Annotated in this window: 16 protein-coding genes; 8 read left to right on the top strand and 8 right to left on the bottom strand. The window is 67.1% G+C overall.

Annotation, left to right across the window (positions count from 1 at the left end):
* On the bottom strand, nt 1-733 hold a 733-nt coding region (locus DPQ64_RS17860), incomplete at its 3' end, for a PHP domain-containing protein (protein WP_157971778.1).
* 120 nt (nt 734-853) lie between these two features.
* Here DPQ64_RS17860 and DPQ64_RS17865 point away from each other — a divergent pair.
* Together DPQ64_RS17865 and DPQ64_RS17870 are read left to right on the top strand one after the other, a co-directional pair.
* Complete coding sequence (locus tag DPQ64_RS17865) at nt 854-1,138, top strand: DUF5789 family protein (RefSeq protein WP_115863180.1); 285 nt, start codon at nt 854-856, stop codon at nt 1,136-1,138.
* 175 nt (nt 1,139-1,313) lie between these two features.
* Nucleotides 1,314-1,799, top strand: a complete 486-nt coding sequence (locus tag DPQ64_RS17870; RefSeq protein ID WP_115863181.1) for a hypothetical protein — start codon at nt 1,314-1,316, stop codon at nt 1,797-1,799.
* A gap of 24 nt (nt 1,800-1,823) precedes the next feature.
* On the opposite strand, the gene DPQ64_RS17875 is transcribed toward DPQ64_RS17870, so the two are convergent.
* Nucleotides 1,824-2,858, bottom strand: a complete 1,035-nt coding sequence (locus tag DPQ64_RS17875; RefSeq protein WP_115863182.1) for a DUF5784 family protein — start codon at nt 2,856-2,858, stop codon at nt 1,824-1,826.
* Between the two features lie 197 nt (nt 2,859-3,055).
* Between DPQ64_RS17875 and DPQ64_RS19020 the strand changes: the two genes are divergently transcribed.
* Nucleotides 3,056-3,232 (top strand): DUF5786 family protein, encoded by a 177-nt coding sequence (locus tag DPQ64_RS19020; RefSeq protein ID WP_232820485.1) that lies wholly within the window; start codon nt 3,056-3,058, stop codon nt 3,230-3,232.
* A 113-nt stretch (nt 3,233-3,345) separates the two neighbouring features.
* On the opposite strand, the gene DPQ64_RS17880 is transcribed toward DPQ64_RS19020, so the two are convergent.
* Nucleotides 3,346-4,251: a YkgJ family cysteine cluster protein gene (locus tag DPQ64_RS17880; RefSeq protein WP_115863183.1), complete on the bottom strand. Its 906-nt coding sequence runs from the start codon at nt 4,249-4,251 to the stop codon at nt 3,346-3,348.
* Nucleotides 4,252-4,479: 228 nt separating this feature from the next.
* Here DPQ64_RS17880 and DPQ64_RS17885 point away from each other — a divergent pair, with 228 nt between their 5' ends.
* Nucleotides 4,480-4,830, top strand: a complete 351-nt coding sequence (locus DPQ64_RS17885) for a hypothetical protein (protein WP_115863184.1) — start codon at nt 4,480-4,482, stop codon at nt 4,828-4,830.
* Between the two features lie 87 nt (nt 4,831-4,917).
* On the opposite strand, the gene DPQ64_RS17890 is transcribed toward DPQ64_RS17885, so the two are convergent.
* On the bottom strand, nt 4,918-5,247 hold the full coding sequence (locus tag DPQ64_RS17890) for a HalOD1 output domain-containing protein (RefSeq protein WP_115863185.1): 330 nt from the start codon (nt 5,245-5,247) through the stop codon (nt 4,918-4,920).
* Nucleotides 5,248-5,442: 195 nt separating this feature from the next.
* Here DPQ64_RS17890 and DPQ64_RS17895 point away from each other — a divergent pair, with 195 nt between their 5' ends.
* The 4 genes from DPQ64_RS17895 (at nt 5,443) to DPQ64_RS17905 (ending at nt 8,365) form a co-directional block, all read left to right on the top strand.
* Nucleotides 5,443-5,652: a DUF7561 family protein gene (locus tag DPQ64_RS17895; RefSeq protein WP_115863186.1), complete on the top strand. Its 210-nt coding sequence runs from the start codon at nt 5,443-5,445 to the stop codon at nt 5,650-5,652.
* A 78-nt stretch (nt 5,653-5,730) separates the two neighbouring features.
* On the top strand, nt 5,731-5,862 hold the full coding sequence (locus DPQ64_RS19840; RefSeq protein WP_269814466.1) for a hypothetical protein: 132 nt from the start codon (nt 5,731-5,733) through the stop codon (nt 5,860-5,862).
* A 123-nt stretch (nt 5,863-5,985) separates the two neighbouring features.
* Nucleotides 5,986-7,863 carry a helicase C-terminal domain-containing protein gene (locus DPQ64_RS17900; RefSeq protein WP_115863187.1) on the top strand — a complete coding sequence of 626 codons (1,878 nt, stop codon included), beginning with the start codon at nt 5,986-5,988 and terminating at the stop codon, nt 7,861-7,863.
* A gap of 79 nt (nt 7,864-7,942) precedes the next feature.
* Complete coding sequence (locus tag DPQ64_RS17905; protein ID WP_115863188.1) at nt 7,943-8,365, top strand: hypothetical protein; 423 nt, start codon at nt 7,943-7,945, stop codon at nt 8,363-8,365.
* A 214-nt stretch (nt 8,366-8,579) separates the two neighbouring features.
* Here DPQ64_RS17905 and DPQ64_RS17910 read toward each other — a convergent pair whose 3' ends face one another.
* The 4 genes from DPQ64_RS17910 to DPQ64_RS17920 form a co-directional block, all read right to left on the bottom strand.
* On the bottom strand, nt 8,580-8,759 hold the full coding sequence (locus tag DPQ64_RS17910; RefSeq protein WP_115863189.1) for a hypothetical protein: 180 nt from the start codon (nt 8,757-8,759) through the stop codon (nt 8,580-8,582).
* Nucleotides 8,760-8,853: 94 nt separating this feature from the next.
* Nucleotides 8,854-9,009 (bottom strand): hypothetical protein, encoded by a 156-nt coding sequence (locus DPQ64_RS19405; protein WP_198662163.1) that lies wholly within the window; start codon nt 9,007-9,009, stop codon nt 8,854-8,856.
* Nucleotides 9,010-9,087: 78 nt separating this feature from the next.
* On the bottom strand, nt 9,088-10,137 hold the full coding sequence (locus DPQ64_RS17915) for a class I SAM-dependent methyltransferase (protein ID WP_115865288.1): 1,050 nt from the start codon (nt 10,135-10,137) through the stop codon (nt 9,088-9,090).
* On the bottom strand, nt 10,134-10,707 hold a 574-nt coding region (locus tag DPQ64_RS17920), incomplete at its 5' end, for an NMD3-related protein (protein WP_269814493.1). The genes DPQ64_RS17915 and DPQ64_RS17920, both read right to left, overlap by 4 nt.

A 10,707-nucleotide genomic window follows, 5' to 3' on the forward strand; every position in this document is an offset into this window, starting at 1 on the left:
CGTATTCCGCGATAGCGCGCTCGACCGGCCGGGGGTCGACCTCCCGGTCGTAGGGGTAATACCGCTCCACAGCGTCGAGGTGGCGAGTCAGTTCGAGGGCGGCCTCCGGGTCGTCGTACCGATACGGATGAGCCAGTCCGACGAGGCCGCAGGCGTCCGAGAGGAGGTCGACGCCGCGCTCGAACGAGGTCACCTCACGCGCCACGAAGCAGGGGCCACCGTCGGCGATGAGGTCGTCGAACACGTCGCCGATCTCGTCGTATGCTGTCTCGGCGTGGTCGACCACCGCGCGGGCGACGTGGGGCCTGCCGAGGCCCTCCCGCGCTTCGAGGTCGAGGTCCACGCCGAGGTGGTCTTCGACGCTCTCGATGATGGCTCGCCCGCGCTCCTTGCGGTCCCGCTGGATGCGGTCGAGTTCGTCGACGAGTTCGGGCGTCGGTGTCGCACCGTAGCCCAGCAGGTCGACGCGCTCGCCGGGACCGTCGCTTCCCCCGCTGGACTGGTCGCTCTCGTAGTCTTCGCTCCGGGGTTCGACCCGCAACTCGATGCCGTGGACCACCGTCACGCCCTCGAACGCAGTGACGGGCGTGGGGAGTTCGGGGTGGAGGCGGTCGTGGTCGGTGATCGCCACGACTGAGACGCCCGCGTCGCGGGCGGCTTCGGGTACCTCCGACAGCGCCATCTCGCCGTCGGAGTTGGTCGTGTGGACGTGAAGGTCCGCGAAGACGCTCATACCCCCAGAACGCGGGGGCCCGCCGAAAGCGCTTCGTTCTGGGGAGACCTTAGATTCCTTAAGGACCTCCGTAGCATCCCCCGGAAAGGTTTATCATTAACTTTGGTGTAGGTGCTGTCGATGTCCCTGCGACAGGCGACGGAGTTACTCCGTCAACACGACTACCCGGCGACGACGAATCAACTCGCTGACTCACACGGCGACTACGAACTCGACCTGCCGAATGGCTCGGAGACGCTCGGGGAGATACTCCGACGCGGCGACGACGAGACCCTCCACGCACCCGGCGAGGCCGAGGCCACCCTCTACTGTACGGTGGGCGAGGGAGCCATCGGCCGGAAGGGGTACAGCGACCGCGACCCGACGACGCTCGGGACCTTCGGTCCGGAACAGGTCAGTTTCTGAGACGCGACGTTTCCAGCGGTCGGTTGCTGGGGCGATTCCAGCCGAACCGAGGTATTTTCTGCACGTCGACGCTCGGCGAACAGCCTGCGAGTACCTACACCGCGACTGCGTCTCGTCAGCCGTTGGGTCAAGAGTGAAAATTTATTAATTTATTCCGAGTGTAGAGTGTCGTTGTATGGAGATGCCCGATAGGCGACGCGTCCTCCAATCTACCGGAGCCGGTGCACTCGCACTCATCAGTGGCTGTAGCGCGTTCGCCAACAGTTCTCCGCCGGAAGCCATCATCAGCGGTGTTTACGTCACTAATCACCACGAGGAACCGCACACAGTTCATCTCTTGATTTTCGATCAGGAGTCGGAAGAGCCGATGGAACCCGTCTACTTTCGGTCGAAGACCTTCGGAGCGAACGACCCCGACGCGAAGTTCCAAGTCGGTGGCGGGTTGTTCGAGGGGCTTCCGACGGAACCCAGTAACTACCACGTCGAGATTCGCTTGGACGGGCGCGAGTGGGATACAGTGGACGTAAGTTATTACGACAACTTACCAGATCGAATCAATATAGGAATCACTATCGGATACACGTTTAAAGAGACCGGTCCGCCAGCGTGGAAAGTAACTGTGTCCGAACCGAAAGACGAGACGACGGATACCGACACGTGACCGACTGGTGATTTTCGCCAGTTCCTACACCCACTCCACAGCACCGCCCAGATCCAGCGGCACCGAGCCCTTGCTGTAGGCCTCGACGTGGCCCAACGGGCGCGCCCGGAAGACCACCGCAGGCCGGTGTCGAACCTCCGGCTGTTCGCCCTTCACTGCGGCCCACTCGTCGTCTCGGAAGCCCGAGCAGTCCACGAACAGCACCGCGCCGCCGCCGTGTTTGTCGAGTTGTCCGGAGGTCTTGGTCTCGGCCGTCTCGCGCACCGCGGCGACCGGCGTGTCGGCGTTGCGTCGCGTCGGCGGTCGGGGTCGGGTGACCTCGACCAGCACGCCGCCACCGCCGTCCGAACTCGCGGCCTCCGCGGGGAGGTCGGCCCGGAAGTCCAGCGAGTGGCCCGTCGTCACCTCGATTTCGGGCGTGACCTCGTAGCCGGCGTCCACGAGCAGTTTGGCCGCGGTGAACTCGCTCATCGCCGACGCCATCCGCACGGGGTCGACCTGCGGGCTGGTGCCGAGCTTCGACGCCATCTCGTACCGGTAGTCGTCGAGCGCGCCCGTCGAGAGGAACCCCTCGTAGAACCGCAGGGCGTCGTCGCGGGTCGCGTCCGGAAACCCCATCGCGTGCTCGCGGAAGAACTTCCGCGAGGAGTGTCTGCCGTCCTTCGAGAACAGCACGGGAAGGAAGAACCACGCGAGATGCTCGTACTCGGCCAGCCACGGGGCCTCGACCGCGAGGTCCGCGAGCAGTTCGCGCTGGGCCCACCGCGCGACAGAGTACGGAATCTCGTCGAAGGTGTACTTCTCGGTCCGCCAGAGCGCGGAGGGCGTCTCGGTGTTGCCGAGCCAGTAGGCCTCGCCACCGTCGGGGTTCCAGATGAACAGCGCGAAGTCCCCATTGTCGATCTCGAATCGATGGGCGTCGTACCCGGAGGGAACCACGAAGTGGGGCGTCAGAAGGCGCGCGCCGAACTTCTCGTCCAGCGAGCTCAGCAGGTCGCGTTCGATCTTGTCGTCGGTCCACCGCTCCGTAGAGCGGCGAAAGCGGAGCGGACTCGCCACGGGAGATAGTTGTCACGCGACGGGTTTACCTCTTGCGTCGAGATGTCTCTCTTGAGTCGAGGGGTTACCACGTGAGACACCGACGTGTCACGGATGCAGACGCCCCGGGAATTTTGACCTGTTTTCAGGGAGCGAAAAGAATGCGATTATCCGTTACATTCATTACCGCCGGATTCTTACCCATGAGTGTGGTTGTCATGTCAATGGGTGCCTATGACGAAGACGAACACGAGCGCCGTGAACGCAAGAACAACTCGGTCGAAGTCAGCGAGGACGACGACCGGACGACGTATCACGGCTCCGTAGAGTACGACTCCGGCGACTCCGCGGAAGCGCTCCTCGACAAGTTCGAGGAGATCAAGACCGGGAAGTGAGCGGGCACAGGTTCCGTTAACGGGGAGATCCTGTTCTGCCGACGATCGACGCGATAACTCAGACGGCCAGTGAATTCGCCCCTCCGCGGACTCGCGAAAGGCAGTTCCGACGCTCAGTGCTCCGAATTCGAGTCCGAATCGTCCGCGTTCCAACCCGGAGTCGCGGGCGCGCCCCGGTCGTCCTCGACGCGCTCGGCGAGCGACGGATCGGGCGCGGACGCACCGACTGCGTCGCCTTCGGTTCCGTCGGCCCGCGCCCGCCAGTCGGCGATGGCCCGCCCGACCCACGAGTCGGCGTCGCGGGCTTCGGCGAGCGCCGCTTCGAATCGGTCGCGGTCAACGTTCGTCGTCCCGGGCGCGGCCGAGATCGCAGCTGCGGTGAACAGCGCGCGGTCCTCGGCGGTGAGGTCGCCGTCCGCCGCGCGGGCAACGACGCCGTCCAGCCGGTCGGGCTCGGGGAAGACGAACACCTTCTGGCCGAGCGCCTGCGGGCCGAGCAGGAACACCGACAGGCTCTCGGGCGCGTCGTCGTCCAGCAGGCGCTCGCCGCCGAACGCGGCCTCTACGCGCTCGCACTCGGTCTCCGCGTCGAGTTCGAGGTTGTGACCCGGGTAGTCGGCACACTCCTCGGGGTAGGTCTCCGCACCGTGGATGCGACACTGGAGCGTCGCCGGGTCGAGGAACGCGCAGGTCGGGAGCCACGTCGGGTCGGTCCCGAACGGGGCGACGGGCTTGAGTGCGCGACGGAGGCCGAGGAAGAACGCCGGCTTGCCGTCGACGGCAGAGACAGGGATACCGTCGACTTCGACGCCGTCTTCGTCACGCCAGAGTCGCGGGGTCAGCGCGTCGGCCAGTCCCGCGTCGAGGAACGCCCGGGCGTCGTCGCGCGTCAGCGGCACGAGGTTGTACGCGTCGTCGAGCGGTTGGCGCGGTCCCCTGCGCTCGTGGTCGCTGGGCTCCGGGGAGATGGCTCGCCAGTCGATGCAGCAGCCGGCACATCCCTCACAGTTCACCTCCATGGCTGTGTCTCGTTCGCGGTGGTCTGACATAAACGGTCGGGTGGCGGAAGCACCGGTCGGGACTGGGGAAGGGCGAGGGGAACTGCGGAAGGGTGAGGGGACTGGGGAAGGGCGAGGGGAACTGCGGAAGGACAGGCGGAACTGCGGCAACTGCGGTCGCGTCCGCGCGCCGCGAGCGGCGCGCGGACGCGACCGCAGCGTTTTGTTCCACGAGCGAGTAGTTCCCGCATGGAACGCGAATCCTCGCCCGAAGCTGCCGAAGGGACTGTAGCGGCCGAAGGCACTGTAGCGGCGACTGAAGCGGCCGAAGCCGAGTCCGTCCGCGTCTGGCTCGTCGAGCGCACGTTCTCGGACGACGAGCAGAACCTCATCATCCTCGTGTACGCAACGCCGGACGGCCGGCGCTACCTCCGGAAGGAGCGCGCGCTGACCAGTTTCAGCGACCACCGGGTCACGACCGCGGCGGTCGATGCCTCGCTCGACAATCTGGGCACGGTGAACGATCCCGAGACCCGCGAGCGGTACGCGACGGAGGCGACCCGGGTCGCGGAGGCGCACGAGCCCGACGACGCGCTGTGATCCGGCGGATTACAATCCGGCCAGCTGGAATCCGACGAGTCGGAAGCGATGGTCCGAATCGACCCCACTCGACTCGGTCGGTCCGCGTCAGTCCGACGCCGTCCGGCGGACGAAGACGTGCCCGTCGGCGTGGACGTCCACCTCGAACTCCCCGACCGCGAACGCGACGTGCCCCCCATTCCGGAGCGCGCCGGTTCGCGTCGGCCGGAAGAGGTCGTCGAGCGCGTCCGGGTCGACGGCGTCGTGCAGGCGGACGTCGAGGTCCTCGACCGGCCGGTGGGACGCCTCCGCGAGCGCGTCCAGGACTGCCCGAACCGGTCGCTCGCCCAGTTCGGGGTCGAAGCGAGCGTGTGCCACGTGCGGTGGGAGGGTTCCGAGGTCGATGGCGGTACCGTTCGTTGGTTGCGTGTCGTTCATAGTCTGTTTCCCGTCGGCCGGTGCCGACTGTGGTATCACCGCGCACAACGAACTCGCATAAATACGGTTCGGATTCCCGCCGGAGATAGTTCGGTTCCGTTGGACGGAGTTCAACGAGGGCAGGAAGACTTCGATTCCTCGGAGGGTTTCGGTTCCGGCGGCAGGGCTTTGGGGGTGGGGCCACTGGGTCCGGGCATGGCTAGCGACACCTGCGAAGCGTGTGGCGAGCAGGTCAAGATCGCGGGCGGCATCGCGAACCTCTGGACGCTGGAGAACGACGCGACCGGCGGGATGACTCTCGAATTCGACAGCGACGGGAGCGAGCACTTCCTCTGTTTCGACTGCATCGACCGGCTTCCCGACGACCCGACTGCGGCGGACGTGGCGGGGTTGGACGAGGAATAATCGGTTACACCTGTCCGCGAATCGGTGTTTTTACTGTAAGCGGAGGATACGTTTCCGATAGCGAGGTAGTTTAGATAAATGACCGGCGAATGGCGCGGGTTCGGCGTACTCGGCGACGACTCTGAAGACGCCCGAGAAAAACTGAACCACCTGCGCAAGGAGATCCGAGACAGATTCGCTGAGCGTGTCAAGAACTCCGATGGTGCCTGAATTTCTAGCCAAACAGCCGTCTCGCTGGTCAAATATCTCGATTTTAGCTGACCCGCTCCGAGCAGACGTTCGAATCGCCGGAATCGATAGCCTTTATCCGAACCACCGCCGTGACTTCGGACAGTGAACCTCGACCGGATAACCGAGGAGTTCCCCGCGCCCTCCTATCGCGGCAACCAACGCGACGCCCTCTCGTCCATCAGCGAGGCGTTCGACGGCGGCAAGGACGTGGTGCTGGTGCGCGCGCCGACCGGGAGCGGCAAGTCCCTGCTCGCGCGGGCCATCGCGGGGTGTGCCCGCCGACCCGACGAGGCCGCGCCGAGCGACGCCACCGGGGCGTACTACACCACGCCGCAGGTGTCCCAGCTCGACGACGTGGCCGCCGACGAGTTGCTCGACGACCTGAAGATCATCCGGGGCAAGCGCAACTACTCCTGCATCCTGCCGGGCGAGACCGACACCCCGGTCGACAGGGCACCCTGCGCCCGCGAGAAGGGGTACGACTGCTCGGTGAAGCACCGCTGTCCGTACTTCTCCGACCGGGCCATCGCGAGCAACCGCGACATCGCGGCCATGACGCTGGCGTACTTCATGCGAACCGCGGGCTCCGAGGTCTTCCGCAAGCGCGACGTGGTGGTCGTCGACGAGGCCCACGGTCTCGCGGAGTGGGCAGAGATGTACGCGACCATCGACCTGCATCCGGGGACGGTCCCCGTCTGGGACGACCTGAACGTGCCCGACGTGGGCGAAGCCGGACTCGACCGGACGGTCCGGTTCGCCGAGCGCCTCCAGAACGTCTGCCGGCGGCGCAAGGACGACCTGATCGCCCAGCAGGAGCTCGACCCCCACGAGGCCGCGGAGCGCGACCGGCTGCAGGAGCTGATCGGCGAACTGGACTGGTTCGTGGAGGACTACCGCGACACCGAGAGCGCGACGACGTGGGTCGTCGACCAGCAGCGCGGCGGGGCGAGTAGCGGTGACGGGGAGGGCGGAGGCGGCGGACCGATCACGATCAAGCCGATGAACCCCGAGCGCTACCTCGCCCACACCGTCTGGGACCGGGGCAACAAGTTCGCGCTCCTGTCGGCGACCATCCTGAGCAAGGAGGCGTTCTGTCGGCAGGTCGGCCTCGACCCCGCGAACGTCGCGCTGGTCGACGTGGGCCACACCTTCCCGGTCGAGAACCGGCCGCTGTACGACGTGACGCGGGGAAAGATGACCTACGAGCACCGCGACGACACCCTGCCGGAGATCGCCCGCACCATCGTTCGACTCATGCAGCACCACCGGGGCGAGAAGGGCATCGTCCACGCCCACTCGTACGCCATCCAGGAACGACTCGCCGACCGGTTCGACGACTTCGGGGTCGGCGACCGGGTCCGGACCCACGACAAGGACGACCGGGACGCCCAGCTCGACTCGTGGAAGGCCACCGGCGGCGAGGAGGTGTTCCTCTCGGTCAAGATGGAGGAAGCGCTCGACCTGAAGGGCGACCTCGCGCGGTGGCAGGTGCTCTGCAAGGCCCCGTTCCTCAACACCGGCGACTCCAGAGTCGCTCACCGGCTCGAGGAGGGCCAGTGGGCGTGGTACTACCGGACCGCGCTCCGGACCGTGATTCAGGCCTGCGGTCGCGTCGTCCGGTCGCCCGACGACTACGGCGCGACCTACCTCGCGGATTCGAGCCTGCTCCAGCTGTTCGACCGCGCCGAGAGCGACGTTCCGCCGTGGTTCGCCGAGCAGATCGACCGGATGAGCCGCCCAGACCTTCCGGAGTTCGATCCCGCGAGCGCCAGCGAGTCGGCGGTAGGGGCCAGCGCAGGCGGGAGTCGACGGCGGGCGAATCGTCGAAACGGGGCCAGCACGTCGGGGTCGCGCTCGGCCGACCAGACCAGCGAGGGAGCGTCCGCTGATCGACAGTCGTCCGGGTCCGATGGCTCGTCGTCCGGTCGTTCCTCGCGCGAGAAGAAGAGCCCGATGGCGGACGTGTGGGACGTGGAGTAGCCTTTTCCCAACCGGCGGTGTGGCGAGAGAAGCAGCCCCAAGACGTATCTCACCGAGGTCGACAGGTCGAAGCGTGACGATGCGACGACGGTCGAGCAGTACCCGCCGGCAGTTCCTCGGCGCGAGCGCCGCCGTCCTCGCCGGCGGACTCGCCGGCTGCGCAGCGACCGATGACCCGGCGTGCGAGGGCGCGGACCGGAGCAGCGTCGCGGCCGAGCGCGCTACACCGCCCGCGGCGGTCCGCGAGGCGGTCGTCCCGATCCACTTCGATGAGCTGTCCGACGGCGAGAAGGACGTCGCCGCGAAGGCCATCCGGAGCGACGAGTACGTCGAGTGTGCACCCGTCTCGGATGCGTTCGAGTCGTTCCTCGACCGGATCGGCGACCACCGGGAGCGACAGCACGAGGAGTCCGACGACGCCCCGGATACGGTGTATCTCGTCCGCGAGCGGAGCTACTACGCGCTCGACGCGTCGGTGGGCGAGGAGACCGTGTCGTGGTGAGCGTCGCTCGGAGCGTAGTGATGAGTGTCGGGTAGAATATCGTTGTGAGCGCCGCTCAGAAGAACGATGCGGCGTAGGCGACACCCGACGTTATCATCAACAGCACGAGGAACATCGAGATGAGCTTCTGGCGCGTGTCGTCGTCCATATTCCACGAAAGCGAGTCGAGCGAAATAACGGTTGGGGTCCGCGGCGAGGACGGCGCGAGAATATACTATCGCCGTCCCAAGACGGTGCCGAGGACGGCGTCGCAGTGCGGGCAGACGACCATCCAGTACTGCTGGCCCGTGGTCGCGGTGACGGTCACGCCGTCGCGGTCCGCGCTCGGTTCGACCGTCTGCTTGCGGTAGTTCGGCGAACTCGCGTCGCGCTCGCAGGCGGGACACTTGGGCATGCCCGTGGTTTCAGACAGCCGGAACGTAAATCTGCGGGCGGCCCGGCGACCGGACCGTCGTCCGGTCGCCGGGCCGCCCGCCCTCCCGGCCCAGCTACGAGCGGTACCGGTACAGCGCGAACAGCAGGACCAGCGCGAGCGGGAGAACCGGAGCGGCGACTTCGAACGCCACGAGAAGGAACAGCGCCGCGGCGACCACGACGAACTCCAGCGCGATCAGGACGCTCACGACCTCGCGCTTGTCGGCCATCTCGTGGGACGGGTTTCCGCAGCGGAACGTCAAACTACCGAACCGTTCGGCGCTATCCAATCGTTCGACGCGACCGCACTACTCGATCCTCGCGTCCACGACCACGTGCCAGACGCCCTCGCTGTGGCTCTTGACTTTCCGGCGGTCCAGCACCTCGACCTCGCGGTCGCGCTCGTCTGCGGCTTCCCGGAGCCGTGACACCGGACGGTCCCAGAGCAGGTCCTCCGGCGTCGCCTCGTGGAGGTGAACCGTCCCGCCGGGCCGCAGCGCCGCGAGCGCCGCGTCGAGGTACTCGTGAGCTTCGTAGTAGCCCATCACCACGCGGTCGGCCTCGGGTTCGACCGCCACCTCGCGACAGTCCGCACGGAACGCCGAGACGCGCTCGGCCACGTCGTTGAGCATCGCGTTCTCGACGAGGTAGCGGAACGCCTCGGGGTTCCGCTCGGTCGCGGTCACCTCGGCTCCGGCCCTGGCCATCGGGAGGGTGAAGTAGCCGATTCCCGCGAACATGTCGAACACGCGCTCGCCCGGGCTCGCTATCTCTCCCATCCGGGCGCGCTCGGCCTTGTTTCCCGGCGAGAACATGACTTGTGCGAGGTCGAGCGCGTACCGGGTGCCGTGCTCGGCGTGGACCGTCTCGGTGTCGCCCTCGCCCGCGACGACAGACACCGAGGGTTCGCGGTGCTCGCCGGAGACGCCCTCGTTCGCCAGCACGGTGTCGGCCTCGCCGTGGAGGTCGAGCAGCGCCTCGCCGACTTCCGCCCGGTCGATTCCGTCCTCCCCGTCGCGGTCGGCTGCTTCGGCGTCAGGACCGTCCTCGAACGTGACGAGCACGACGCTGCCTATCACCGCCCACGAGGACGGCGCGCGCTCGATCTCGTCGTCCGACCAGCCCCGCTCGCGGAGGTGGGCAGCGAGATCCGGCAGCCGTCGCTCGGGAGCGACCTGCTCGACCACGTCGAGGACCGCCGTCTCTGCGGGGGGTTCCGTGACGGGAAGTTCGACGGTGTCGTCGTCGCGCTCGCGGACCGACCGGGCCACGTCGTAGACGCCTTCCTCGCGCAGGGCGGCGATGGTCGCCTCGCTCTCGGGCTTGCGGACGACCGCGGCGAGATCACTCCCCGTCATCCCTCCCCGTCGTCCTGCTCGGGCACCACGTGCAGGCCCGCGCGGCTCTTCAACACCGGCACGCTCTCTGCGTCGGGGTCCATGTAGTCCGGCCGAGCGACGGTCTTCGACCGGTACGTCTCGGGGTCGAGCACCTGCACCGCGCGCTCGTCCTCGACCGTCACGAGGGTGGTCTCCTCGGCGTCCTCGACGTGCCCGAGTCGCCGGGCGTCTGGGGCGTCGCCCTCCTCGAAACCGGCCTCGTAGTCCTCGCCGGTCGTGAGTCGCGTCCCCTTCAGGTTCCCGCGGACGCTTCGCACGAGGACGGGCCCGCCGTCGTCGCCGTGGAGGTCGATGATCTCGCCCGGCGAGTACGGCGGGAGCCGGACCGCGTACGTGACCCGGTACACCTCCTCGCCGTCCTCGTCCTCGGTCACGAGGGTCTCGGAGTCCGAGTAGCTGCCGCCGAACTCCTCGATTAGCTTCGCTGCAATCTTCTTGCCGATGTTGGTGGTCGAGACCTTGACGTTCACCCCGTCGTCGGTCCGGCTGATCTCGGTGACGAAGGCGTTGCGGTCGCCCGTCGCCTCC

Source organism: Halorussus litoreus, assembly GCF_003382685.1.
Lineage (GTDB): Archaea > Halobacteriota > Halobacteria > Halobacteriales > Haladaptataceae > Halorussus > Halorussus litoreus.

Bases quoted from the DNA above. Each gene is read 5' to 3' on its own strand.
- DPQ64_RS17895 (WP_115863186.1), top strand. From the start codon at position 5,443: ATGGCTAGCGACACCTGCGAAGCGTGTGGCGAGCAGGTCAAGATCGCG.
- DPQ64_RS17890 (WP_115863185.1), bottom strand. From the start codon at position 5,247: ATGAACGACACGCAACCAACGAACGGTACCGCCATCGACCTCGGAACC.
- DPQ64_RS17870 (WP_115863181.1), top strand. From the start codon at position 1,314: ATGGAGATGCCCGATAGGCGACGCGTCCTCCAATCTACCGGAGCCGGT.
- DPQ64_RS17915 (WP_115865288.1), bottom strand. From the start codon at position 10,137: ATGACGGGGAGTGATCTCGCCGCGGTCGTCCGCAAGCCCGAGAGCGAG.
- DPQ64_RS17880 (WP_115863183.1), bottom strand. From the start codon at position 4,251: ATGGAGGTGAACTGTGAGGGATGTGCCGGCTGCTGCATCGACTGGCGA.
- DPQ64_RS17865 (WP_115863180.1), top strand. From the start codon at position 854: ATGTCCCTGCGACAGGCGACGGAGTTACTCCGTCAACACGACTACCCG.
- DPQ64_RS17905 (WP_115863188.1), top strand. From the start codon at position 7,943: ATGCGACGACGGTCGAGCAGTACCCGCCGGCAGTTCCTCGGCGCGAGC.
- DPQ64_RS19840 (WP_269814466.1), top strand. From the start codon at position 5,731: ATGACCGGCGAATGGCGCGGGTTCGGCGTACTCGGCGACGACTCTGAA.
- DPQ64_RS19020 (WP_232820485.1), top strand. From the start codon at position 3,056: ATGTCAATGGGTGCCTATGACGAAGACGAACACGAGCGCCGTGAACGC.
- DPQ64_RS17910 (WP_115863189.1), bottom strand. From the start codon at position 8,759: ATGCCCAAGTGTCCCGCCTGCGAGCGCGACGCGAGTTCGCCGAACTAC.
- DPQ64_RS17885 (WP_115863184.1), top strand. From the start codon at position 4,480: ATGGAACGCGAATCCTCGCCCGAAGCTGCCGAAGGGACTGTAGCGGCC.
- DPQ64_RS19405 (WP_198662163.1), bottom strand. From the start codon at position 9,009: ATGGCCGACAAGCGCGAGGTCGTGAGCGTCCTGATCGCGCTGGAGTTC.